This is a genomic window from Azospirillum melinis, from assembly GCF_013340935.1.
GTDB classification, from domain to species: domain Bacteria; phylum Pseudomonadota; class Alphaproteobacteria; order Azospirillales; family Azospirillaceae; genus Azospirillum; species Azospirillum melinis.
Window position 1 is genome coordinate 1 of record NZ_WHOS01000041.1, and the last position, 24559, is coordinate 24559.

Annotated in this window: 25 protein-coding genes; 17 read left to right on the forward strand and 8 right to left on the reverse strand. The window is 68.9% G+C overall.

The window, feature by feature from the left end; all coding sequences use genetic code 11:
• A partial coding sequence (locus GBZ48_RS24720; RefSeq protein WP_174473447.1) for a 3-hydroxyacyl-CoA dehydrogenase family protein occupies positions 1-730 on the reverse strand: 730 nt, incomplete at its 3' end.
• Between the two features lie 345 nt (positions 731-1075).
• Between GBZ48_RS24720 and GBZ48_RS24725 the strand changes: the two genes are divergently transcribed.
• From GBZ48_RS24725 to GBZ48_RS24780, 12 genes are read left to right on the forward strand one after another with little or no spacing between them, the layout of a single operon-like run.
• Complete coding sequence (locus tag GBZ48_RS24725; protein ID WP_209798347.1) at positions 1076-1840, forward strand: SDR family NAD(P)-dependent oxidoreductase; 765 nt, start codon at positions 1076-1078, stop codon at positions 1838-1840.
• A gap of 24 nt (positions 1841-1864) precedes the next feature.
• Complete coding sequence (locus GBZ48_RS24730) at positions 1865-2725, forward strand: branched-chain amino acid ABC transporter permease (protein ID WP_174473448.1); 861 nt, start codon at positions 1865-1867, stop codon at positions 2723-2725.
• A complete protein-coding gene (locus GBZ48_RS24735; RefSeq protein ID WP_209798346.1) occupies positions 2722-3735 on the forward strand; it encodes a branched-chain amino acid ABC transporter permease in 1014 nt (337 codons plus the stop codon). The genes GBZ48_RS24730 and GBZ48_RS24735 overlap by 4 nt, the downstream gene beginning before the upstream one ends.
• Entirely contained in the window at positions 3732-4445 is a 714-nt protein-coding gene (locus GBZ48_RS24740; RefSeq protein ID WP_174473449.1) for an ABC transporter ATP-binding protein, read from the forward strand. The genes GBZ48_RS24735 and GBZ48_RS24740 overlap by 4 nt, the downstream gene beginning before the upstream one ends.
• Positions 4442-5140 (forward strand): ABC transporter ATP-binding protein, encoded by a 699-nt coding sequence (locus GBZ48_RS24745; RefSeq protein WP_174473450.1) that lies wholly within the window; start codon positions 4442-4444, stop codon positions 5138-5140. Before GBZ48_RS24740 ends, GBZ48_RS24745 begins: the two co-directional genes overlap by 4 nt.
• A 51-nt stretch (positions 5141-5191) precedes the next feature.
• Complete coding sequence (locus GBZ48_RS24750; protein WP_174473451.1) at positions 5192-6397, forward strand: ABC transporter substrate-binding protein; 1206 nt, start codon at positions 5192-5194, stop codon at positions 6395-6397.
• Positions 6398-6431: 34 nt separating this feature from the next.
• The gene (locus GBZ48_RS24755; RefSeq protein WP_174473452.1) at positions 6432-7214 is read left to right on the forward strand and encodes an SDR family NAD(P)-dependent oxidoreductase; all 783 of its coding nucleotides are present in this window, start codon (positions 6432-6434) and stop codon (positions 7212-7214) included.
• A 34-nt stretch (positions 7215-7248) separates the two neighbouring features.
• Positions 7249-8439 carry a 3-hydroxybenzoate 6-monooxygenase gene (locus GBZ48_RS24760; protein WP_174473453.1) on the forward strand — a complete coding sequence of 397 codons (1191 nt, stop codon included), beginning with the start codon at positions 7249-7251 and terminating at the stop codon, positions 8437-8439.
• 18 nt (positions 8440-8457) lie between these two features.
• The gene (gene gtdA / locus GBZ48_RS24765; RefSeq protein WP_174473454.1) at positions 8458-9516 is read left to right on the forward strand and encodes a gentisate 1,2-dioxygenase; all 1059 of its coding nucleotides are present in this window, start codon (positions 8458-8460) and stop codon (positions 9514-9516) included.
• A gap of 11 nt (positions 9517-9527) precedes the next feature.
• Positions 9528-10166, forward strand: coding sequence for a maleylacetoacetate isomerase (gene maiA, locus GBZ48_RS24770; RefSeq protein ID WP_174473503.1), 639 nt, complete (start codon positions 9528-9530; stop codon positions 10164-10166).
• A 28-nt stretch (positions 10167-10194) separates the two neighbouring features.
• Positions 10195-10884, forward strand: a complete 690-nt coding sequence (locus GBZ48_RS24775) for a fumarylacetoacetate hydrolase family protein (RefSeq protein WP_174473455.1) — start codon at positions 10195-10197, stop codon at positions 10882-10884.
• Positions 10881-11063: a hypothetical protein gene (locus tag GBZ48_RS24780; protein WP_174473446.1), complete on the forward strand. Its 183-nt coding sequence runs from the start codon at positions 10881-10883 to the stop codon at positions 11061-11063. Before GBZ48_RS24775 ends, GBZ48_RS24780 begins: the two co-directional genes overlap by 4 nt.
• On the opposite strand, the gene GBZ48_RS24785 is transcribed toward GBZ48_RS24780, so the two are convergent.
• From GBZ48_RS24785 to GBZ48_RS24815, 7 genes are all read right to left on the reverse strand, one after another.
• The gene (locus GBZ48_RS24785) at positions 11053-11730 is read right to left on the reverse strand and encodes a DAK2 domain-containing protein (protein ID WP_174473456.1); all 678 of its coding nucleotides are present in this window, start codon (positions 11728-11730) and stop codon (positions 11053-11055) included. The genes GBZ48_RS24780 and GBZ48_RS24785 overlap by 11 nt on opposite strands.
• Position 11731: 1 nt before the next feature.
• Positions 11732-12733, reverse strand: a complete 1002-nt coding sequence (locus GBZ48_RS24790; protein WP_174473457.1) for a dihydroxyacetone kinase subunit DhaK — start codon at positions 12731-12733, stop codon at positions 11732-11734.
• 28 nt (positions 12734-12761) lie between these two features.
• Complete coding sequence (locus GBZ48_RS24795) at positions 12762-14504, reverse strand: acetolactate synthase catalytic subunit (protein WP_174473458.1); 1743 nt, start codon at positions 14502-14504, stop codon at positions 12762-12764.
• Positions 14505-14579: 75 nt separating this feature from the next.
• Positions 14580-15770 (reverse strand): CaiB/BaiF CoA transferase family protein, encoded by a 1191-nt coding sequence (locus GBZ48_RS24800; RefSeq protein ID WP_174473459.1) that lies wholly within the window; start codon positions 15768-15770, stop codon positions 14580-14582.
• A gap of 10 nt (positions 15771-15780) precedes the next feature.
• Positions 15781-16578, reverse strand: a complete 798-nt coding sequence (locus GBZ48_RS24805) for a CoA-transferase subunit beta (RefSeq protein ID WP_174473460.1) — start codon at positions 16576-16578, stop codon at positions 15781-15783.
• 34 nt (positions 16579-16612) lie between these two features.
• Positions 16613-17518, reverse strand: coding sequence for a CoA-transferase (locus GBZ48_RS24810; protein ID WP_174473461.1), 906 nt, complete (start codon positions 17516-17518; stop codon positions 16613-16615).
• Between the two features lie 144 nt (positions 17519-17662).
• Complete coding sequence (locus GBZ48_RS24815) at positions 17663-18835, reverse strand: LacI family DNA-binding transcriptional regulator (RefSeq protein WP_174473462.1); 1173 nt, start codon at positions 18833-18835, stop codon at positions 17663-17665.
• Between the two features lie 133 nt (positions 18836-18968).
• On the opposite strand from GBZ48_RS24815, the gene GBZ48_RS24820 reads away from it, so the two are divergent.
• The 5 genes from GBZ48_RS24820 (at position 18969) to GBZ48_RS24840 (ending at position 24412) form a co-directional block, all read left to right on the forward strand.
• Positions 18969-20483 carry a sugar ABC transporter ATP-binding protein gene (locus GBZ48_RS24820; RefSeq protein ID WP_174473463.1) on the forward strand — a complete coding sequence of 505 codons (1515 nt, stop codon included), beginning with the start codon at positions 18969-18971 and terminating at the stop codon, positions 20481-20483.
• Positions 20480-21487, forward strand: coding sequence for an ABC transporter permease (locus tag GBZ48_RS24825; protein ID WP_174473464.1), 1008 nt, complete (start codon positions 20480-20482; stop codon positions 21485-21487). Before GBZ48_RS24820 ends, GBZ48_RS24825 begins: the two co-directional genes overlap by 4 nt.
• A gap of 60 nt (positions 21488-21547) precedes the next feature.
• Positions 21548-22561 (forward strand): substrate-binding domain-containing protein, encoded by a 1014-nt coding sequence (locus GBZ48_RS24830; RefSeq protein WP_174473465.1) that lies wholly within the window; start codon positions 21548-21550, stop codon positions 22559-22561.
• Positions 22562-22658: 97 nt separating this feature from the next.
• Positions 22659-23558, forward strand: a complete 900-nt coding sequence (locus GBZ48_RS24835) for a CoA-transferase (protein WP_174473466.1) — start codon at positions 22659-22661, stop codon at positions 23556-23558.
• Positions 23555-24412, forward strand: coding sequence for a hypothetical protein (locus GBZ48_RS24840; protein WP_174473467.1), 858 nt, complete (start codon positions 23555-23557; stop codon positions 24410-24412). Before GBZ48_RS24835 ends, GBZ48_RS24840 begins: the two co-directional genes overlap by 4 nt.
• The last annotated feature ends 147 nt before the right edge of the window (positions 24413-24559 follow it).

Here is a 24559-nt window from a genome sequence, read left to right on the forward strand (position 1 = left end):
CCCCCAGATGATAGGACAGCCCCTGCCCCAGCACCGCCCAGCGCGGTCCGGGGCCGGCGGCGATGGCGCGGTCGATGTCGTCGAGATCGCAGACCCCCTGTTCCACCAGATAGACCGCCTCGCGCCACAGCGCCGCCACCAGCCGGGTCGCCAGATGGCCGGCGATTTCCCGGCGCAGCACCACCGGCACCTTGCCGACCGCGAGGTAGACCGCTTCGGCCGCGGCCACCGCCTCGGGCGCCGTCAGCCGGCCCGGCACCAGTTCGACCAGCGGCAGCAGGTGCGGCGGGTTGAAGGGATGGCCGATCAGGAAGCGGTCGGGATGGCGGGCCCCGTCCTGCAGGTCGCTCGGCATCAGGCCGGAGGTGCTCGACGCGATCAGTGTTCCGGGCGGCACCACCGCCTCGACGGCGGCATAGATGCCGCGCTTGGCGGCCAGCGACTCCGGCCCGTTCTCCTGAACCAGGTCGACGCCGGCCAGTGCCCCCCAGTCGCCGCCGGCAGCGGTCAGCCGGTCCCAGTGGGACCGCGGATCGCCGATGCCGAGCGCCACCAGATCGCCGGCCACCGCCTCGATGGACGGGCGCAGGCGGGCCATCGCCTGCGGATCGGAATCGACCACCGTCACGCGCCGTCCGGTGGCGAGGAAAAGGGCGGCCCAACTCGATCCGATGGTGCCGGCCCCGACGATGCCGACCGACGCGGCGTCATGGCTGAACGCGCGGTGCATGGAGGACTCCTGACTTGTGAGGGGGGATGGAGAGATCGTAAGCCGGCCGGCAGCGATCCGCTGCATTGACAATCCGGGACGCCGATCTTCCAAAAAGCAGATTGACAGTACACATACTGACAGATAGCTTTCTGACAGCATACTTACGAAATGCCCGCTTGCGACATGACCGGCGGCCTTTCGAAGGCGGAATTTCAGAGACAAGCGGACAGCCAGGGCCGACCGGGCGGGACAGCCCCGCCGGGCAATGCCGACAGGCACGGACAACAGGCAAGGCCGGCAGGCCGGACGCCTGCCCTGCCCCTTGCGCGAAGCTCCGCAAAAAAACAGAGGGAAAGGGACGCCATGACGATTCCATTCGATTCGATCCCCTTCGCGTTGACGGGCAGGCGGGTGCTCATCACTGGGGCGGCCGGCGGTATCGGCTCGGCCACGGCAAGGGCCTGCGCACAGCTGGGCGCCGAACTGGTGCTGACCGACATCCGCGACTGTTCGGCCCTGGCGGAGGAGCTGGCGCCGGTCGGTGCCGGAGCCACCGCCCCCAGGGTGACCACCCATGTCTGCGACGTCCGCGACCGTGCCGCCATCGACGCGCTGGCCGAGACCGTCGGCGGCGTCGACGGGATGGTGCTGAACGCCGGGGCCATCGCCTTCGACGACTGGGACTCGCTGGAGTGGGAGGACTCCTTCCACGAGATCATCCACGTCAACCTGCTGGCACCGATGCAGTTCGCCCGCGCCTTCCTGCCGGGCATGCGGACGCGCGGCGGCGCGCGGATCGTACTGGTCGGCTCGGTCGCCGGCTGGACCGGCGGCACCATGTCGACCACCGGCGCGCATTACGTCGTCTCCAAGGGCGGCGTCCACGCCTTCACCCGTTGGCTGGCCCGCCGCGCGGCGCCCGATGTCGGTGTCAACGCGGTCGCTCCCAGCGCCACGGCGACGGCGATGATCGCTGGCCAGCCCTCTCCGGCGGTCGGGGCGCAGCTGGTGCCGCGCGTGGCCTCGGCGGACGAGATCGCCTGGCCGATCGCCTTCCTCTGTTCGCCCGCGGCCTCCTTTCTCAGCGGGGTCGTGCTCGACATCAACGGTGGCGCCTATCTGCGCTGACCGGCATCGAAGGGATCCGCCAAGATGGCGAACGCATTGCTGATCCAGATTCTCAACGGCCTCGTCTATGGGGGGCTGCTCTTCATCGTGTCGGTCGGGCTGGTGCTGATCTTCGGGCTGCGACGGGTGGTCAATTTCGCCCATGGCAGCCTGTTCATGATCGGCGCCTATGTCGGCTTCAGCATCTCCCTGGTCGCCGGATTCTGGGCCGGTGTCGTCGGCGCCGCCGTGGTGCTGGCGGTGGCCGGCGCGCTGCTCGACGTGTCGGTGTTCCGGCCGCTGCGCCGCCAGGATCCCATCGCCACCGTTCTGGTCACCTTCGGTCTGCTGCTGATCCTGGAGGATCTGGCCAACACCGTCTGGGGCAAGGAGACGCATTCCCTGCCGCTGCCGGAGATGCTGGCGGGCAGCGTCGAAATCCTGGGCCAGCCCTTCCCGACCTACCGGCTGCTGGTGATCGCCGTCGCGGCGGCGGTCGGCATCGGGCTGGCGCTGTGGCTGCGCTTCAGCCGGGTCGGGCTGTTCGTCCGCGCCTCCAGCGTCGACCCGGTGACGACGGCCGTGCAGGGCGTCAACACCGACCGGGTCAGCGCGCTGGTCGTCGCCGTCGGCACGGCGCTGGCCGGCCTGTCGGGCACCATCGCCGCCCCGCTGCTGGCGCTGTCGCCGTCGATGGGCGGGTCGATCCTGATCGAATCCTTCATCGTCGTGGTGGTCGGCGGGCTCGGCAGCTTCTCCGGCGCGCTGATCGCAGCACTCGCCATCGGCCAGATCCACAATCTCGGCATCATCTACGTCCCCTGGGCGGCGACGATGGTGCCCTTCCTCCTGATGGTCGCGGTCCTGGTGTGGCGGCCGACCGGTTTCGCAGGGAGCCACGTATGAGCCGCGCAACCATGAACATCGCCGCCGCCCGCGTCGCCTCCCCCCGCCTGTCGCATCTGTCCTGGCTGCTGCTCGCCCTGGCGCTGGCCGTCGGTTTCGGCCTTCCGGGCGTGGTCGCCTCGGTCCTGGTGCTGACGCTGCTGACGCAGGCGGTGATCGGCGGGATGCTGGCGGTCGGCGTCGGCTTCCTGATCCGTCAGAACGGCGTTGTCAGCTTCGGCCACGCCGCCTGGTACGGGGTATCGGCCTACTGCCTCGGCCTGCTGCTGCGCCACGACGTGCTGTCGGTAGAACTGGCGCTGGTGCTGGCTCTCGCCGTGCCGACGCTGACGGCCTTCCTGCTCGGTCTGGTGATCGTCCGGGTTCCGGGGGTCGCCTTCTCAATGCTGACCCTGGCGATCGGACAGGCCTTCCACGAATTCGCGATGAAGGCGCAGGGCGTAACCAACGGGGACGACGGCTTCGCCATCCCGCTGCCCGACACCCTGTTCGGCCTGCCGATCTCCACCGTCCAGCAACCCGAAACCATGTTCGTCCTGTGCTGGAGCCTGCTGGCGCTGGTGGTCTTCGGCCTCTACGTCACCGTGCGCAGCCCCTTCGGCCGGCTGACGGAGGCGATCCGCGAGAACGAGGAGCGCGCCCGTTTCATCGGCTATCGCACGGTGCTGCCGCGCGCCGCGACCTACGCCATCTCCGCCTTCGTGGCGGCGTTGGCCGGGCTTCTCTTCGCTCTCTACAACGGCTTCGTCTCGCCGGAGGTGCTGCACTGGAGCCTGTCCGGCTCGGCGCTGATCATGGCGGTGATCGGCGGCTCGCGGCTCCTCTGGGGGCCGGCGCTGGGCGCGGTGATCTTCTTCTTCCTCAAGGATCTGGCCGGGAACATGACCGAGCACTGGCCGGCGATGATCGGCGCCACGGTAATCGTCGTGACGGTCCTGATGCCGGCCGGCATCGCCGGCACCCTGGCCGAACTCTTCGAGCGCCTGCGCAAGGCTGGAGGCAGAGCATGACCGGCAGCGCCTACGCCATCGAGGGGACGGCACTGACCCGGCCCTATGGCGGCTTCCTCGCGGTGAACAAGGTGGACATCGCGGTTCCCCATGGCGAGATCCGCGGCCTGATCGGCCCGAACGGCGCCGGCAAGTCGACGCTGATCGACGTGCTGTCGGGCCGGGCCGCCGTCTGGTCGGGACAGGTGAGGATGGACGGCCGCGACATCGGCGCGCTGGGCGCGCAGGAACGCCGCCGCCAGGGCATGGCCCGCTCCTTCCAGAAGACCAACATCTTCCCCGAACTGTCGGTGCGCGAGCAGCTCGACATCGCCGCCCGCAAGGCCGAGAAGCCGAATGTCGAGGAGGTGATGGACGAGCTCGGCCTGAGCGAGCTCGGCGCGGCGCGGGCACGCGACATCGCCTATGGCGAGCAGCGCCGGCTCGATCTGGCGCTGGCGCTGATCGGGAGGCCCCGCGTGCTGCTGCTCGACGAGCCGGCGGCGGGGCTGTCGATGCGGGAATCGCTGGGGCTGGCCACCCTGCTGCGCGATCTGGCGCAGCGCTGGAAGGTCACGGTTCTGCTCGTCGAGCACGACATGGAGGTGGTCTTCTCCATCTGCGACCGCATCACCGTCCTGCAACTGGGCCGCGTCCTGGCCGAGGGCACGCCCGACGAGATCCGGCGCTCGGCCGATGTCGTCACCGCCTATCTCGGGAGTGCGGCATGAGCGAACTTCTGGCTTTCAGCAACGTCGTCGCCGGCTATGGCGGCGCCCGCATCCTGCACGACCTGGATTTCCGCATCGACACCGGCGAGCGGGTGGCCGTGCTCGGCCGCAACGGGGTCGGCAAGACGACCATCGTCAACGCCTTCCTCGGCATCGCCCGGCGCATGCAGGGCGAAATCCGGCTGGCAGGCAAGGCGGTCGGCGACATCCGCCACTTCACCGCGGCGCGTGCCGGCATCTCGGTGGTGCCGCAGGGGCGCTGCATCATCCCGAACCTGACGGTGCGCGAGAACCTGATCCTGGGCGCCGCCGTCCGCCGCAAAGGGGCCTGGACCATCGAGCGGGTCTTCGCGATGTTCCCGATCCTCAAGGAGCGGGCAGACACGCCGGGCACCGCGCTGTCGGGAGGGCAGCAGCAGATGCTGGCGATCGGCCGCGCCCTGATGGCAAACCCGCATCTGCTGGTGCTCGATGAGCCCAGCGAGGGGCTGGCTCCGGTGATCGTCGACGAGCTGGCCGAGAACCTGCGGCAGGTCGCCGCCGGCGGCACCAGCCTGCTGATCATCGAGCAGAACTACAGCCTCGTCCGCCGGGTGGCCGAACGCTACTACGTGCTGTCCAAGGGCGAAGTGGCGGAACAGGGCGCCATGGCCGCCCTGACCAAGGAAAGCCTGAAGAAGCACATCGCGGTCTAGAAGCCCTCTCCCGCCCCGGGAGAGGGAAAAAACAAAATCATGGAGGAAACGATGACCAGGACGAACAGCCTCAAGCTTCGCGCGCTGGGCGCCGCCAGCGTGCTGGCGCTCGCCCTTTCCGGCACCGCACATGCGCAGGACATGCTGAAGATCGGCGTGCCGACCGCCATGTCCGGCACCTATGCCGATCTCGGCAACCAGGCCAAGCGGGCCGTCGAGTTCGCCATCGCCGAGGCCAACGCCAAGGGCGGCGTCGCCGGCCACAAGGTCGAGGCCAAGTTCCTCGACACCGAGGCCAAGCCCGACCTCGCCCGCAAGCAGTCCGAACGGCTGGCGCTGGAAGGCTACAAGGTGCTGACCGGCGTCATCGCGTCCGGCGAGGCGCTGGCCATCGCGCCGATGCTCGACCGCTGGGACGCGCTCTACGTCGCCACCGTTACCAAGAGCGACAAGATCACCGGCGACAGCTGCGTCCGCCGCGCCTTCCGGGTCAACCACCAGGACGCGCAGGACGCGGCGGTGGTCAAGCCCTGGCTGGCCGGGCGCAAGGAACAGAAATGGGCGATCATCGGCATGGACGGCGCCTGGGGCCGCGGCTCCGGCGCCGGTTTCAAGGAGGCCGCCACCGCCAACGGCAAGTCGGTCGTCGCCGAACTCTACCCGCCGCTCGGCGCCACCGATTACGCCGCCTACATCCAGCAGATCAAGGCGTCGGGCGCCGAGGGGCTGTGGGTGGCGCTGGCCGGGCGCGACGCCGTCAGCTTCGCCACCCAGGCCCGCCAGTTCGGACTGCTCGACAGCGTCTTCACCGCCGGGGTCAGCTTCGTCACCGACAACACCGTGCAGGCGATGGGCGAGACCTCCAAGGGCATCGCCGGCATCATCAACTACAGCTCGACCCTCGACACGCCGGAGAACAGGAGCTTCGCCGCCGCCTGGGCCAAGCATTTCAACGGCGACCAGCCCTCCAACTTCGAGGGCGAGACCTATCTCGGCATGCAGGTCATCTTCCAGGCGGTGGAGAAGGCCAGGAGCGTCAAGCCGATCGACATTGCCCGGGCGATGAGCGGCGGCAGCTTCGACACCATCCTCGGCAAGGTCGCCTTCCGGCCCGAGGACAACCAGCTGGTCCTGCCCAACTATTTCGGCCATGTCGCCGAGACCGGCGGCAAGCTGCGCCCGGTGGTGACGATGTCCTTCCCGGCCGATCAGGCGACGCCGCCGCCGTCCGGCGCCTGCAAGCTGCAGAAGTTCTGACCTTCCCCTCACCCCCACCGACAGGAGCCGGCGCATGTCCGCTCAGGCCTTTCTGGAAAACCGCTTCGGGCTCGGCGGCTCCGTCTTCCTCGTCACCGGCGGGGCCGGCGGCATCGGTTTCGCCGCCGCCCGTGCCGCAGCCGAGGCCGGCGCCCGCGTCGCCGTCAACGACCTTGACGCCGACCGCGCGGAGCAGGCCGCCGCGAGCCTGCGCGCCGACGGGCTGGAGGCGATGGCCGTGCCCTTCAGCGTCACCGACCCCGCGGCGGCGCGGGCCGGCGTCGCCGCGGTGCTCGGACGCTGGGGCCGCATCGACAGCCTGTTCAGCAACGCCGGCAACCAGAACCGCAAGCCGTTCCTGGACTACCGGCCGGAGGAATGGGCGTCGCTGTGGCAGACCCACGTCGACGGCGCCTTCAACCTCTGCCAAGCGGTGCTGCCGTCGATGGTGGAGCGGCGCGGCGGGCGCATCGTGCTGATGTCGTCGGTCGCGGCCTTCGGCTCGCGCGGCACCATCAGCGCCTACGCCACCGCCAAGGGCGGGCTGGCCGCCATGACGCGGGCGCTGGCGGTGGAATACGGGCCGCTCGGCATCGCCTGCAACGCCATCGCCCCCGGCTTCGTCGCCACCGGCTTCACCACGGCGATGCAGGAGAACGCGGCCTTCCAGAGCTACATCGAAAGTGACGTGCCGGCGCGGCGCTGGGGAACGCCCGACGACATCGCCGGGGTGGCGGTCTTCCTCGCCGGCCCGGCCAGCGGCTTCATCAACGGACAGGTCATCCCCGTGGACGGCGGGCTGCTCGCCACGCTGTGACAGACCAGAAGAGATCACGCAGAGGAACAAACACATGCCTGACCGTCCCATCCTGATCGCCGGAGGCGGCATCGGCGGTTTGGCCGCCGCGCTGGGGCTGGCCCGCAAGGGCTTCCGCTCGATCGTGCTCGAACAGGCCCCCGAACTGGGGGAGATCGGCGCCGGCATCCAGATCGGCCCCAACGCCTTCCACGCCTTCGACTGGCTCGGCGTCGGCGACGCCGCCCGGGCCAAGGCCGTCTACATCGACCATCTGGTGCTGATGGACGCCGTCCGCGACGAGCGCGTCGCCGCCATCCCGCTCGACGAGCCGTTCCGCCGGCGCTTCAAGAATCCCTACGCCGTCGTCCACCGCGCCGACCTGCACATGGTGCTGCTCGACGCCTGCCGGACCAGCGACCTGATCGAGCTGCGCACCAGCTCGTCGGTGGAGCGCTACGAGCAGGACGGCGCATCGGTCACCGTAACGCTCGGCAACGGTGGGCGGCTGACCGGATCGGCGCTGATCGGCGCCGACGGGCTGCGCTCCAAGGTGCGGGCGCAGGTGGTCGGCGACGCCCAGCCGCGCGTGTCCGGACACACCACCTTCCGTTCGGTCATCCCGACCGAGCAGATGCCGGAGGATCTGCGCTGGAACGCGGCGACGCTGTGGGCCGGCCCGAAATGCCACATCGTCCATTACCCGCTGAAGGGCGGCAAGGTCTTCAACCTCGTCGTCACCTGCCACAACGATGCCGCCGAGGCGGTGGCCGGGGTGCCGGTGACCAGGGAGGTGGTGTACGAAGGCTTCAGCCACATCGCCGACCGGCCCAAGCAGATCATCGAGCGTGGCGAGAACTGGAAGCTGTGGGTGCTGTGCGACCGCGATCCGACGCCCAACTGGGTGGACGGCCGCGTCGTTCTGCTGGGCGACGCCGCCCATCCGATGCTGCAATATCTGGCGCAGGGCGCCTGCATGGCGCTGGAGGACGCCGTCAACCTCTCCCACCACATGGCGGAGACGGGCGGCGCCCTGGACGCCGCCTTCCCCGCCTACAACCGCGACCGCTTCGCCCGCACCGGCCGGGTCCAGCTCAATTCCCGCCTGATGGGCGAGTATGTCTACCACCCGGCGGGCGGCCAGGCGGCGCTGCGCAACGCCATCCTCGGCAACTCGACCCGCGAGCAGCATTACGACCGCGTCGCCTGGCTCTACGGCGTGACCGGCCTGGGTGCGGCCATCTGACAGAAAGGATTGAACCACATGTCGATCTCCGGACCGCCCGCCGACACGCCCGAGCGTCAGGCCTATTACGACAAGATCAGCAAGCGCAACCTGAACCCGCTGTGGTCGGTGATGGGCGCCATCATCACCCGCGAGCCGCGCAGCGCCTGCGTGCCCCATCTGTGGGACTTCGCCGAGATGAAGGAGCTGCTGCTGGAAGCGGGCTCCCTCATCACCGCCAAGGAGGCGGAGCGCCGCGTGCTGATGCTGGAGAACCCCGGCATGCCCGGCCAGAACCGCATCACCACCTCGCTCTATGCCGGGCTCCAGCTGGTGCTTCCGGGCGAGGTGGCGCCGTCCCACCGCCACAGCCAGTCGGCGGTGCGCTTCGTGCTGGACGGCGCCGGCGCCCACACCTCGGTGGACGGCGAGCGCACCATCATGCAGGTCGGCGACTTCGTCATCACCCCGCCGCGCGCCTGGCACGATCACGGCAACCACAGCGACGAGCCGATGATCTGGCTCGACGGGCTCGACATCCCGACCGTGTCCTTCTACGACGCCTCCTTCGCGGAATCCTCGCCGGAGGACGAGCGGCCGGTGACCCGCCCGGTCGGCCACTCGATGGCGCAATTCGGCGCCAACATGCTGCCGGTGGATTACGAGGCGACGCAGCCCTCCTCCCCCATCTTCAACTATCCCTACGCCCGCACCCGCGAGGCGCTGGAGACGATGCGCCGCCAGCAGGACTGGGATCCCTGCCATGGGTTGAAGATGCGGTTCGTCAATCCGGTGGACGGCGGCTCGCCGATGCCGACCATGTCGGCCTTCATGCAGCTGCTGCCGAAGGATTTCGCCACCAGCGCCTACCGCAGCACCGACGCCACCATCTTCGCGGTGGTCGAGGGCCGCGGCACCACGACCATCGACGGCCAGCCCTTCGCCTGGGGTCCGAAGGACGTGTTCGTGGCGCCGAGCTGGAAATGGGTGACCCATCACGCCGGCGAGGATGCGGTGATCTTCAGCTATTCCGACCGGATCGCCCAGCAGAAGCTCGGCCTGTGGCGCGAAGACCGCGGCAACCGCGTGAAGGAGTGAGGAGCATGGCGATGGAGGTCTACGGCTATTTCCGGTCGTCCGCGGCCTACCGGCTGCGCATCGCGCTCAATCTCAAGGGGCTGACCGCGGAACAGCACTTCATCCACCTGCGCCGGAAGGAACAGTCTTCGCCCGGCTATCTCGCCGTCAACCCGATGGGGCTGGTTCCGGCGCTGGTCGAGGACGGGCGCACACTGACCCAGTCGCTCGCCATCATCGAGTATCTCGACGAAACGCATCCCACGCCGCTGCTGCTGCCGCGCGACCCGTTCGACCGCGCCTGGGTGCGGTCGGTGGCGCTGGCGGTGGCCTGCGACATCCACCCGGTCAACAACCTGCGCATCCTGAACCACCTTCGCGACGATCTGGGCCAGGACGAGCAGGCCCGCAACGCCTGGTACGCCCATTGGGTGGCGGAAGGCTTCCGCGGGCTGGAGGCGATGCTGGCGGCAAGCCCGCGGCCCGGCACCTTCTGCTTCGGCGATGTGCCGACGCTTGCCGACATCTGCCTCGTCCCGCAGGTCTTCAATGCCGAGCGGATGAACTGTCCCCTCGACGCCTATCCCACCCTCCGCCGCGTCGCCGACGCCGCCCGCGCCCTGCCCGCCTTCCAGGCCGCCGAGCCGGGCCGCCAGCCAGATGCCGACTGATTTTTCCTCCATCCAAGGATGCACCGACGTGACCAGCTATGTCTTCGATCCGGCGCCGCTTCCCGCCGCCCCGGTCCGCGGCACCGACGCCCGTTTCCCGATCAACCGCATCTTCTGCGTCGGCCGCAACTACGAGGCCCATGCCCGCGAGATGGGCGTGCAGGTCGACCGCGAGGCGCCCTTCTACTTCACGAAGTCGCCCGGCACCTACGTCCCGAGCGGGGCGACCGTGGCCTACCCGCCCGCGACTGAAAATTACCATTACGAGATGGAGTTGGTGGTCGCCATCGGGAAGCCGGCCTTCCGCATCGCCAGGGAAGACGCCCTGGACATCGTTTACGGCTATGCCTGCGGCCTCGACATGACCCGGCGCGACCTGCAGCTCGCCGCCCGCGCCAAGCAGCGGCCCTGGGACATCGGCAAGGATTTCGAGGACTCCGCCGTCCTGTCGGAGATCGTCCCGGTCGCCGAGTGCGGCCATCCGGCCGACGGGACGCTGGAACTGCGCGTCAACGGCGAAACCAGACAGTCAAGCGACCTCAGCCTGCTGATCTGGTCCGTTCCGGAACTGATCGCCCATCTCTCCACCCTCTATCACCTGCAGCCGGGCGACCTGATCTACAGCGGCACGCCGGAAGGTGTTGGCGCGGTCAGGGCCGGCGACCGGATCGAAGGGTCGGTCGCCGGCCTCGGCGGCATCGTCCTGACGATTGCATGATCGACGCCTCGGTCGGCTTGTCGCACGGAGCGTCGGCGTCATTCACCGCGCGGGGCACGGACCACTGCCCCGCCGCCACGGGCGGCTATGTCAAGGATATGGAGGATATGCCGCCGTTCCGCGACGGCATACCGCCGGTGGCGGCCGGTGCGGACAGGCCGCTCGACATCAGGGCCTGACCGGACGGAGACTTTCGAGCATATGCCGGAACGCGATCATGCCCGGATCGTCGAGCCCGACCGACCGCTCGGCGAACATGCGGGCCCGACCGATGCGGTTCGGTTTGTTCCGGAAGATCTCGATCGTCCGGTCGGTGGCCCGCGTCGCCGCCCCGTGCTGGGCGGCGGTATCGCTCCGTTCACCGGCGTCGAGCGCGGCCAGCGCCTCCCGCACCGCATCCAGCGGGTCGAGCACGGTCTTGTCGCCCAGTGCCGCCCCGCCGCGGGACGAAAGCGCGCCGAGGATGTCCCCCAGCAGCTGCGGCAGCTCGGAGCATGGCAGGGAGGTTCGCCCGGCGGTCGCCTTGGCGGCCGTGAGGAAGGCAACGGCCAGCAAGGTGCCGAAGCTCGACCCCGACGCCTTGGAGCACGCCATCGCGCAGGCTTTGAAGGCTTGGCCGAGGTCGCCGTCCCCGGTGCCGCCATCCCCGGCGCCGCTGTTGTCCAGACCGGGGCGGATGGCACGGATGTTCTGGGCGCATTTTGCGAGCGTGGCGCCGAGATCGCCGTCGCCCAGACGGCCGTCGAGGGCATTCAGCTCGTCGGCCGCCGCCTCCATCCGGTCGGCCCAGCGGTCGAGCGCCGACGCCAGAACCGCCACCGTCAGTCCATTTTCGGTCGTGTTCATCTCACATGCTCCAGAAGGGGCAGCTGGCCGGAGCACGCAGCAGCGCCTCCAACTCCTCGTCGAGGCGCAGCAGAGTCAGCGAGGCCCCGGCCATCTCCATGGAGGTGGCATAGCGCCCCACCAGCGGGACAGCGACCGCAACGCCGGCATCGGCCAGCCGGCGGGAGAGGTGGCGATAGAGGATGTACAGCTCCTCATGCGGCGTGGCGCCCAGCGAATTGACCAGCACCGAGACCCGCTCGCCGCGGCCGATGCCGGTGTCGGCCAGCAGCCGGTCCAGCATCTCCCCGGCGATCTCGTCGGCGCGACGCAACGGGCCACGCCAGATCCCGGGTTCGCCATGGATGCCCATGCCCATCTCCATCTCGTCGTCGGCGATGGAGAAGGTCGGCCTGCCGGATTCCGGGACGATGCAGGGGGTCAGCGCGACACCGATGCTGGCGGTCGCCGAAACCGCCTTGCGCGCCGCCGCGGTGACCTCGCCCAGCGTCGCCCCCGGCCGGTCGGCCATCGCGCCGGCGATCTTGTAGGCGTAGATCAGCCCGGCGACGCCGCGCCGCTTGGCCCGCTCCTCCGGCCCGGCGCTGGCGACGTCGTCGGCGACCAGAACGCTGGTGGTCTCCATCCCCTCCATCTCCAGCATTTCGCCGGCCATGTCGAAGTTCATGCGGTCGCCGCCGTAGTTGCCGTAGAGCCGCAGCACGCCGGCCCCGCCATCGGCCGCCCGCATGGCGTCCACGCAATCGCCGACACTGGGACCGGCGAAGACGTTGCCGATGGAACAGGCGTCGAGCAGCCCCGGACCGACATAGCCGGTGAAGGTCGGCAGATGGCCGGAGCCGCCGCCCGAAACGATGCCGACCTTGCCCTGCACCGGCCCGCCGGCCCTGGCAATCACCCGCCCGGTCTCGCCGAGGCGGCGGTAGCTCTCCGGATGGGCGGCGACCAGCCCATCCAGCATCTCATCCACATAATCGGCGGGGTTGTTGAGGATCTTCTTCATGGCATTCCTCCCGTCGTGACCGTCCGGCTCAATAGTTCAGCCGGGCGTTGCCCTCGAACATCGTGACCGGCGGGTGGGCGCGCTGTTCGGTGACGATGTCCAGCACCGTGGTGGTGCCGGCGGCCAGCGCCCGCTGGAGCGCCGGCAGGAAGGCGTCGGGCGTCTCGATGCGCTCGCCGGCACAGCCGCAGGCCCGGGCGATGGCGGCATGGTCGACGGCGGCGAAGTCGCAGACATCGGAGTAGTCGTTGAACAGCACCTTCTCGGCGTGCTTCTGATAGCCGAGGATCTGGTTGTTCAGCACGGCGACCACGACGTTCAGTCCCATGCGGCGGGCGGTTTCCAGCTCAGACCAGACATGGGCGAAGCCGCCGTCGCCGACCAGCGCGAAGACCGGGGCGTCCGGCCGGGCGCATTTGGCGCCGAGCGCGAAGGGCAATCCCCAGCCGAGCCCGGCCAGCCCGCGCGGCGTGACGAAGCGCATGCCCGGCTTGAGCGAGGTCAGGTAGTTGGCGACCCAGATGGAGGAATAGCTGGCGTCGGCGACCACAATGGTTTCCGGCGTCAGCACGCTGTCGAGGTCGCGCATGAGACGCTCGGGCCGGACCGGCGCCGCATCCATCGGGATGGCGCGGGCGACATCGTCCTTCCAGGCGGTCAGCCCGGCGGCGATCTGCCTCTCCACCGCCGGACGGGCGGCCTTGCGGGTGGAGAGATCCTCCCCGTCCAGCGCCTCCGCCAGGGCGGCCAGGGTCAGCTTGGCGTCGCCGACCAGCCGAAGCGCCTCGTAGTTGCGGCCGATCTCCTGCCCGTCGACGTCGAGATGGATGTAGCGGGCGGTCTTCGGATAGAGCGACCAGCTGTCGGTGCCGTTCTGGTTGGTGCGGTTGCCGATCAGCAGGATGACGTCGGCGTCCTCGACCATTGGGCGGAGATGGCGGGTGCGGCCGCCGGTGCCCATGAAATAGCCGACCGGGCCGAGGGAGAGCGGGTGCCGCTCGTCCACCGCCCCCTTGCCCATGGCGGTGGTGGCGACGGGCAGGGAGGCGCGGTCCTGCAGCGCCGCCAGTTCCCCGGCGGCGTCGGACAGGTGGATGCCACCGCCGGCGATGACCAGCGGCGCCTTCGCCGAGGCGAGCAGGGCCGCGGCCTCGCGCACCCGTGCCGGGTCTGCGCCGACGCGGTCGAGCGGAAACTGGCCGAGCGAAGCCACACGCTCGCCACCGCCGGGAGCGGGCACGTCGTTGAACAGGTCGATGGGGGCGATCAGCACCGCCGGGCCGGGACGGCCCGAGGCGGCGGCGGTGAAGGCCATGTCGACATAGTCGTCGATGCGCTCGACCTCCGAGACGCGCTTGATCCACTTGGCGCAGCCGCGGAACAGCTCCAGATGGTCGAGTTCCTGGAAGGCGTTCTTGTCGGTCTGCTTGCGGTGGACGTCCTGGACGATGGCGACGATGGGCACGCTGGCCTTCAGCGCCTCGGCGAGGCCGGCGACCAGCAGCGTGGCGGCCGGGCCGTTCTGGGCGGTCACGACGGGCACCTTGTGGCTGACGCGGGCATAGGCGTCGGCCATGGCGGTGCCGGCATTCTCGGTGCGGTAGCCGATCTGGCGGATGCTGAATTCCGGCGCCACCAGGAACAGGGCCGACGGGATGCTCTGCCCGAAGATCATCTCGACGCCGTGACGCTTCAGGGCGGCCGCGAAGACATGGGCGCCGGTGCGGTTGGAGCCTTCGACCGGCTTGGCCGCGGCGAGATGGGTATCCATGCGTGTTCTCCGAAGGGAGTGAATCAGTAAATCGTTTTAGTAAGCAAATGCGCGAAACCGATCAGGCCGCGGCGGTCAGACGGTGCCGTCGTCCCGCAGGGCGCCGACATCGGACGGGGTCATCCCCAGCCATTCGCCCAGCACCTCGTCGGTATGCTGGCCCAGCATCGGAGCGGGGTGGCGGATCTCGCCGGGCGTGTCGGAGAGGCGGACGGTCAGGCCGTGGGTGGTGACGGTGCCGGCCTTGGGGTGCTGCGTCTCGACGATCTGGCGGGCTTCGCGCATGTAGGGGTTGGCCAGCAGATCGGGCAGGGTGGCGATCCGCGCCGCCGGCAGTTCGGCCTGCCGCAGCAGGGCCACCACCTCGTCGGCGGGAAGGCCGGCGATCCACTCGCCGACGACCGCCTCGATGGCCGGGATGTTGCGCATTCGCGCCTCCAGCGTGGCGAAGCGCGGGTCCTCCAGCAGGTCGGGCCGCTTCATGATCCGGGTCAGCCGCGGGAAATGGGCGTCGTTGCCGGCGACCATGTGCAGCCAGACGCCGTCGGCGGCGCGGAAGGTCTGGGCCGGCGCCGAATAGCGGTCGCGGTTGCCGACGCGGGACATCGCCCGGCCGAGCATCGCCTGTTCGGGAATGGCGGTGACCAGCATCGACACGGCGCTGCCCATCAGGCTGGCGTCGACCATCTGGCCCTTGCCGGTCTTGTGGCGGTGCTCGACCGCCGCCAGGATGCCGATGGAGGCGTAGAGCGCGGTGGCGTAGTCGACCAGGAAGGTCCCGCCCATCGTCGGCGGACCGTCCGGATCGCCGGTGATCTCCATCAGGCCGGAGGTCGCCTGGGCGATGCCGTCGAAGCAGGGTTCCGCCGCCATCGACCCCTGCTGGCCGTAGCCGGAGATGCGGGCCATGATCAGGCGCGGGTTGATCGCGTGGAGATCGTCCCAGCCGCAGCCCATCTTCTCCATGGTGCCGGGGCGGAAATTCTCGATCAGCACGTCGGCCTGCTTCACCATCTCGCGCAGCAGGCCATGGGCGCGCGGATCGCGGAAGTTCAGGGTGATGCTGCGCTTGTTGCGGTTGAACACCATGAAGTACAGGCTCTCGCCTTCGACATGGGGTTCCAGGGCGCGGGTGTCGTCGCCGCGGCGCGGGCGCTCGACCTTGACGACGTCGGCGCCGAGATCGCCCAGCATCATTCCGCAATGCGGGCCGGCGATGAAGCGCGACAGGTCGAGGACCTTCAGTCCATCGAGGGGTCCAGGCATGGGGGTCACCTCAGACGCGCAGCAGGACGCGGTTGGGATCGATCACCCGGCGGATGAGATCCAGCTCCTGCATGCTGGGAAGCGGAGTGGCGGGAAGCTGCTCCGGCAGGACCGGGCGGAAGGACATGAGGTCGAAGACCTCTTCCGCCGTGACGCCGGGGTGCAGCGAGCGCAGGCGCATCTGCCGGCTGCCGGGCTCGAAGTCGAAGATCGCCTTGTCGGTGACGACGAGCTGCGGCCCGCCGGAAGACAGCCCGGCCTCCTCGCGGCTGCGGCCGCCCCGCAGGTGGCCGACGCTGGTGATGAAGTCGACCGCCTCGACGAAGACCCGGCGGTCGAGATCGACCACGACGATCGGGCGGGGAACGAAGGCAAAATGCTCGGGCTGGGCGAGGCAGCCGACCAGCCGGACCTTCGGATTGCGGTAATCGCCGATGGCCGTGATGTTCAGGTTGCCGAAGCGGTCGATCTGCGCCGCGGAATCGAAGCAGACGTCGAAGGCGCGGCGGGCCAGCATGTCGCACTTGACGCCGGTGTCCGACGGGCAGGCGGCGGCCTGCCAGCGGGTGAAGCTGTCCTGCTTCAGGTCGGCCGGCATGCTGGACAGGTCCGGCTCCAGCAGGTTGCCCCAATAGACCGAGGCCGACGGGGCATGGAGCATCTGGGCCAGCCGCACCGCCGTCAGCGGGATGCCCACCGCCAGGGTGAAGGCCCGCCCGTTGGTGCCGACGCCGACGAAGGCGAGGTCGCCGTCGCGGATTTCCCGCGCGATGGCGGCGGTGACGATCTCGTTCGTGGTGGGGGACATCGTCGCCACGTCAGCAGCTAAATCGATTTTATTTTCAGGCATGGGTCTGCTCGCGGTTCGGGACGTCGAGAGCCTCCAGGGCGGCGAGGCCGCCGACCTTGGCGACATAGGCGTCGTGGTCGGGCACGGAGCGGGCATACTCGTCCAGATAGGTCTGCGCCCCCTCCGGCGTGCGGCTGCGCTCCAGATAGCCGGTCAGGTGGGCGTCGTCCTCGTCGTAATGGCCGTCGCAGGCGGCCGGATGGGCGCCGTAGGGCAGTTCGACGATGGCTTCGACCCAGTTGCCGGGAATGTAGGTCAGGGTGGGACGGCGCTTGATTTCCTCATGCGGGACGATCTTCTCCACCGTCACGATCAGGCGCGTCGCGGCGCTGGCGATCATCTGGTCGATGTCGTCGCTGTCGCGCACGATCGGCCATTGCACGTTGCCGTACTTGTCGCCGACATAGCCGTGGATGATGGTGAAGTCCGCCTTCGCCGCCGCGACCGCCTGCAGCGGCTCGCCGGTGAAGGGGCAGGAAAAGGGCCGGATCTGCTCGGGATTGTGGCGGGCGATGTCGGACCCCAGCAGGGTCTTGATCGGCAGGAAGGCCAATCCCTGGGTTGCGGCGCGGAAGCGGGCCACCATGGCGGTTTCCGAGAAGTCGCGCACGGCGATGGCCCCGCCCTCCACCCCGCGGCGGAAGTTGGGCGCCAGGCCATAGCTGAACATGCCGGTGTAGATACCCTCAAAGCGGCTGATCGCACCGGCGGCGGCCAGCATGTCGGTGGCCGTGGTCGCCGCCCAGCTCTGCACCGTCAGATCCTTGACCCCGCGGCGGATCAGGGAGCGGATCGCGGCATTCGGCTGACGGCGCAGCAGGCTGCCGCCGAGCGCCAGCGTGCTGCCCGACGCGATGGGGGCGAGCGCCTCCTCCAGGGTTGTCAGTTTCTCTTTCACGGTCGATGTCTCGCGTTGGTTGGGCCGGCGGCCGTCGGCCGGCCGGACATAATCGAATGGAAGCGGTCGAGCGGAAGCGATGCGCGGCGGCGGGCGCCGCGCTGGAAGGATCGCGTGAGGGGTATGGGTCGCCGGCGGCGCGCGTCAGCCGCCGTCGCCGGTCCCGCGCACCGTCACCGGCCTGCGGCGGCGCGGCTTCGGTGTGCTCGGCGGCGGTGCCGTGGTGCCGCGCACGATCAGCGACGGCTTCAGCACCACCGAACGCGGCGGCTCGTTGCGGTCGCCGGCGATGCGTTGCAGCAGCAGGCGGGCGGCGGCGTCTCCTGTTTCCCGCTTGGGATGGTTGATTGTGGTCAGGTTGAGCAGCGGGTGCTCGGCGAGCTGGATGTTGTCGAAGCCGACGACCGAGACGTCGGCCGGAACGCGGATGCCAAGGTCGTGCAGCGCGCCCAGTGCGCCCAGCGCCATCAGGTCGTTGGCCGCCAGGATGGCGGTCGGACGCTGCGACAGCGCCATCAGGCTGCGCGCGGCGCTGTCGCCGGATTCCATGCTGTAGTCGCCCTGGACCGCCAGCGACGGATCGCCGTCCAGGCCGTGCGCCTGCACCGCCGCCTGGTAGGCGGCGAAGCGGTCATCGGCGGAGCTGGAACGGAAGAGACCCTTGACGAAGGCGATGCGGCGGTGCCCCAGGCTGACCAGGTAATCGACCGCCATGCGCACGCCGGACTGGTTGTCGATGCCGACATAGTCGGTGCTGAAATCGGGGGCGCGGCGGTTGACGGTGACCAGCGGGATGCCGGCCGCCGCCACGCGCTCCATGTCCTGGGCGTCGAGGATCTGGGAGAGCACGATCATGCCGTCGATCTGCTTGTCGAGCAGCGAGCGGACATAGGCCGTCTTCTTCTCCGCCTGGAAATCGGTGTTGCAGAGGATCAGGTTCTTGCGCTCCCGCCAGACCACGTCCTCCACCCCGCGGACGACGTCCGGCACGAAGGGGTTGGCGATGTCGCCCACCACCAGCCCGATCGACCAGCTCCGCCCAAGCCGCAGGCCGCGGGCGGCCGATGAAGCGTGGTAGCCGATCTCGCGCGCCTTGCGGCGCACGAGGTCGCGCGTCTCGGCCTTCACGTTCGGCTTGTCGGCCAGCGCGTTGGACACGGTCGCCGGGGAGACGCCGCACAGCGCCGCGAGATCCAGGATGGTCGGCCGGACGCCGGACACGGACGGCGCCGCCGTTCCGTTGACCGTCCCGTTCGCCGGAGCGCCGCCGCCCTGCTGTCCGTTGGCCTGTTCTTCGCGAGGTCGATTTCTGGACATGCCCCACCAAAAAATGCTTGCGAACCGAATTAAAAACGTTTTAGCTCCTGACTGCAAGCGAAAAAACAATAAGCCGGCACCACAATCCGGCCCGCCAGCGACAAGCACAACCGAAAACATAGGGAGGGGAGCGATGCGCGATTCGGCGCCCCTGCTACGGCTGACAGGCATTTCCAAGAGCTTTCCCGGCGTGCGTGCCCTGGACGGGGTCGACCTCACTGTCGGAAAGGGCGAAGTTGTTGCTTTGATTGGAGAAAATGGGGCCGGAAAATCGACGCTGATGAAGATCCTCAACGGGATCTACCAGCCCGATGCCGGGGAGATCGCACTGAACGGCGCGCCTGTCTCCTTTCCGGACCCTCATGCGGCGCTCGCCCACGGCGTCAGCATGGTCCATCAGGAACCGAAACTGTGCCTCGCCCTCAGTGTTACTGAAAACGTTTTAATTGGACATCTGCCGCGTGGCCGTTTCGGCGCCATCGACTGGAAACGGGCGCACGAGCGCACGCGAACGTTGCTGCGGCGGGTCGGTCTGGCGATGGAGCCGACCACCCCGGCGGAACGGCTGTCGATTGCCGAGCGCCAGTTGCTGCAGATCGCCAAGGCGCTGGCATCGGATTCGGCACTGATCGTGCTGGACGAGCCGACCGCCAGCCTGACGCCGGTCGAGGTCGAGCTGCTGTTCGGCATCGTGCGCGACCTGCAGGCGGCCGGGGTCAGCTTCATCTACATCTCCCACCATCTGGAAGAGATCCTGCGCATCGCGCAGCGGGTGTCGGTGCTGAAGGACGGCCGCAAGGTCGCCGACCGCCTCGTCAGCGAGACCGGCAAGGATGAAATGCTGTCGCTGATGGTGGGCCGCAGCCTGGGGGACCGCTTTCCGGCCAAGGACCGCCGGGCCGGCGCAGTCGCCCTGGAAGTGCGCGGCCTGAGCGGCCGGGGCTTCGCCGACATCTCCTTCCGTGTCCATCGCGGCGAGGTGGTCGGCGTCGCCGGCCTCGTCGGCGCCGGGCGGACCGAGCTGGCCCGCGCCATCTTCGGCGCCGATCCGCTCAAGGGCGGGTCTATCCTGGTGAACGGCCAGCCGGCGCGCATCCGCAACCCGGCCGACGCCATCGCGCTCGGCATCGCCTACATCGCCGAGGACCGGCGCGACGGGCTGTTCATGCCGCTGCCGGTGAAGGAGAACATCACCTGCGTCACGCCGGAGGCGGTCGCCAGCGCCGGGGTCATCCGGGAGTCCAGCCAGAGGCGCATCGCCCTCGACTACATAAAACGATTGAATATCCGTACGCCGTCGCCCGAACAGCAGATCCGCTTTCTCAGCGGCGGCAACCAGCAGAAGTGCATCCTGGCGCGCTGGATCATCAAGGGCGTGCAGACCATCATCTTCGACGAGCCGACGCGGGGCATCGACGTCGGCGCGAAGACCGAAATCTACCGCCTGATCGACCAGCTCGCCCGCGAGGGCAAGTCCGTCATCCTGATCTCGTCCGAACTTCCGGAAATCCTCGGCATGAGCGACCGCGTCCTCGTCATGGAGCGAGGACGGCTCAGCGGCGAGGTCGACGGACGCGACGCGACCGAGGAAAGCCTCCTGGCGCTCGCCCTTCCGGCCAACCCTTCTTCCCACGAGTTGCAGCCATGACCGAACCGTCCCAGCCGATGGCGGCACCCGCCACGGGCCCCGCCGCGCCGCAATCCGCACCCGCCGGCCGTTCCGTCAACTGGACCGGCTATCTCGTCCAATACAGCAACGTGCTGGCCCTGATCGTCATCCTGCTGGTGGCCTCGGCGCTGTCGCCCTACTTCTTCTCGACCCGCAACATCTTCAACGTCCTGCGCGGCGCCACCATGGTGGGCATCGTCGCGGTGGGCATGACCTATGTGATCCTGAACCGCGGCATCGACCTGTCGGTCGGTTCGCTGGTCGGCCTGTCGGCGGCGCTGACCGCGTCCTTCGCCGACCAGGGCATCCTGGCGGCGGCGGCGATCGGGCTGGCGTCGGGCCTGTTCCTGGGGCTGGTCAACGGCCTGATGATCACCGTGCTGCGCCTCCAGCCCTTCATCGCCACGCTGGGCATGATGATCTTCGCCCGCGGCCTCGTCTTCGTCTACACCGGCGGCAGCAACATCGCGGTCGAACAGCCGAGCGACGCCTTCACCCTGCTGGGCTCGGGCTATGTCGGGCCGGTGCCGGTGCCGGTCGTGGTGTTCATCGCCATCTGGGCGCTCGCCGCCTGGGTGCTGCGCTACACGGTGTTCGGCCGGTCGATCTACGCGGTCGGCGCCAACGAGGAGGCGGCCCGGCTGTCCGGCATCAACGCCGACCGCAACAAGGTGCTGGTCTACTGCATCAGCGGCGTGCTGGCCGCCTTCGCCGGCGTGGTGATGGCGAGCCGCCTGACCGTCGGCGAGCCCAATGGCGGCACCCTGTTCGAACTGGACGCCATCGCCGCGGTGCTGATCGGCGGCACGACCTTCGACGGCGGCGTCGGCAGCGTGCACGGCACCGTGCTGGGCATCCTGATCCTGGCCTTCCTGTCCAACGTGCTGAACCTGCTGAACATCTCCCCCTATTCGCAGATGCTGCTGAAGGGCGTGATCATCGTCCTGGCGGTCGTGGTCAGCGAGTGGCGCAAGCGCAAATAGCGGGTCGGCAGCCTGCCGCCCCTCCCCAACGAACCGGATAATAAAACGAGGAAACGCATCATGTCGAAGAAGGATATCTGGATGCCCGGCCGCCGCGAGCTGCTGAAGGTGGGCTCCGCCGGACTGGCCGCCGCAGCCGCCCTTCCCTTCGTCAACCGGACCGCCTGGGGCGAGACCGGGGTGGAGGGCAAGACCATCGGCTTCACCATGTCGTTCTCCAACACCGAGTGGATCAAGCAGATGCAGCGCGGCGTCGTCGACACCGCCGCGAAGTACGGCATGAAGACCGTCGTCTACGACGCCAACGACCAGCCCGCCAAGCAGGTGCGCGACATCGAGGACCTGCTGGTCCGCAACGTCGACATCATCATCATCTCCACCTACTACGCCGATGCGATCCGGCCGGCGGTGCAGGAGATCAACCGCGCCGGCATTCCCATCGTGGTGCTCAGCTCCCCCCTCCCGTCCGGGGTCGATTTCAACTGCCTGCTGTCGACCGACATGATCGGCACCGCCCGCAAGGCCGGGGAATACTACGTCAAGAAACTGAACGGCGAGGGCAGCGTCGTCCAGATCGAGGGCAAGCCGGGGTCGCTGATCAACCAGCAGCGCGGCAGCGGCTGGCGCGAGGTCATCGACAAGCATCCGGGCATCAAGGTGGTGTCGCATGTGGTCGCCAACTACGACCGCACCCAGGCCATCCGCGGCATGGAGGACGCCCTGCAGGCGAACCCGAAGATCGACGCCGTCTACAGCCACAACGACGACATGGCGCTGGGCGCGGTCCGTGCCGCCGCGGAATTCGGCCGCGAGAAGTCGATGTTCTTCACCGGCTTCGACGGGCTGACGCCGGAGGCGTTGGAGGCGATCCACAACGGCACCCTGGATGCCGTCTGGGAATATCTGCCGTTCGGCGTCGAGGGCGTCGAGGCGGCGGTGCGCATCCTCCAGAAGAAACCGATCCCGAAGACCATCGCGTTCGAATCGCCGATGATCACCAAGGAGAATGTGCTGGAGTGGTACGACCCGGAGACGCGCAAGCGCCGCGTCCTGCCGTCGCGCCTTTCGCTCTGACCGGATCCGCTCCGGCCGGCTTCGGCCGGCGGCTCCGCTTCCGGCGGTGCTGGCCGGCCCTGCCCGCCGCATCATCCACTGCACCGGAATTCCTGCCGTGACACCAAGCACTTCCAAGGTGGGAAGCATCGCCGATGCCGTCTCCCTGATCCCCGACGGGACGCGGCTGGCAATCGGCGGCTTCGCCATCTACCAGCATCCCATGGCCGTCGTCCGCGCGCTGATCCGCGCCGGCCGCCGCGACCTGACGGTCGTCGGCACGGTCAGCGGCAACGAGGTCGACCTGCTGGCCGGCGCCGGCTGCCTCAAGCGGGTGGAAACCTCCTATGTCGGGCTGGAGAAATACGGGCTGGCCCCCAATTTCCGCCGCGCCGTCGAAGAGGGGCGGATCGAGGTGGTCGACTACCCCGAGGTCCTCAGCTTCGACCGCTTCCGCGCCAGCCAGGAGAATCTCACCTTCTGGCCCTGCGATTACCTGGGCGGCACCGACGTGCTGGCCCGCAACCCCGACATCAGGATCTTCACCTGCCCGATCACCGGGCGAAGCCTGCAGGCAGTGCCGCCGGCCGACCCGGAGGTCGTCGTGCTGCATGCCATCGCCGCCGACGAGCGCGGCAACGTCATCCTGCCGCGGCGCCATCTGCTGCCGCAGGGGCTCGACGTCATCATGGCGCGCGGCTGCGACACCGTGATCGTCACGGTGGAGAAGATCGTGCCGCGCGCCCTGGTGCGCCGCCATGCCGAACAGGTCCAGATCCCCGCTTACAAGACGAAGCTGGTGGTCGAGGCCCCATGGGGCGCGCATCCCACCGCCGTCCTTGGACGCTACGCCACCGACGACGCCCATTTCCGGGACTATGTCGCCGCCTCGGCCAGTCCGGAGGGGTTCGCCGCCTATCTCGACCGCTATGTCCATGCCCCCGCCGACCATGCCGCCTATCTGGAGCGGATCGGCGCGGAGCGGCTGGGCACCCTGACGGAGCTCGACACGCTATGAGCGAATCGCACCACACCCCGTCGGCGGGCGCGCCGACACTGGCCGAGACAATCGCCGTCACCCTGGCCCGCTCCTTTTCCGACGGCGAAGTGGGATTCACCGGCCTTGTCACCGGCGGCGCCGCGGCGCTGTTCGGCACCTCCATCCCGCTGGCCGCCATGGCGCTGGCCCAGGCGATGCACGCGCCGAACCTGACCATCCTGCTCGCCGGCTGGTCGCACAATCCGGATTTGCAGTCGCTGTCGGTCATGCCGGATTCGGAATTCGACGCGGTCCTGCGCGACCTGCCCTGCGACGCCCAGATGATGACCTATCCGGGCCCCTGGTCGATCCGGCGCGGCGACATCGATTTCGGCTTCAGCTCCGGTGTCCAGGTCGATGTGGCGGGCAACATCAACAGCGTCTGCATCGGCGATCCGGCGAGGCCGAAGGTGCGGCTGGTCGGGCCGATCCTCCAGCCCGAGCACATGACCCTGTTCGGGCGCGAATATGTGATGATGCCTCACCACGCACGCCGCAACTTCGTGGAGCGGGTCGATTACGTATCCGGTGTCGGCTATCCGGGCGGTCTGGAGGGGCGCAGGCGCCTGGGGCTTCACCATGGCGGCCCGGAATGGGTGGTGACGCCGAAATGCATCTTCGATTTCGACAAGGAGAACGGCCGCATCCGTTTGAAATCGGTGCACAGCGAGGCCGACCGGCAGGACATCGCCGCTCACACCGGGTTCGACATCGACAGCGCGGGCGTGCCGCAGACGGCTGCGCCGACACCGGAGGAACTGGATTTGTTGCGGCGTCATGTGGATGCCAAGGGCGTGTTGCTTGGCAGGCACGGTTCCCGGCCCGCGGTGTGAGGGGCAGGTGTCGGCATCGTGTTCCGCATCGATGCCGCCGGGCGGGAAACCGTGGCACCGACCCGGCCGCCGGCGCGACCGTGCAGCGTCACCGCATCGGTCAGCTCATAGGACAACCGCAGGTCGGCCCGTCCATAGCAGGGATCG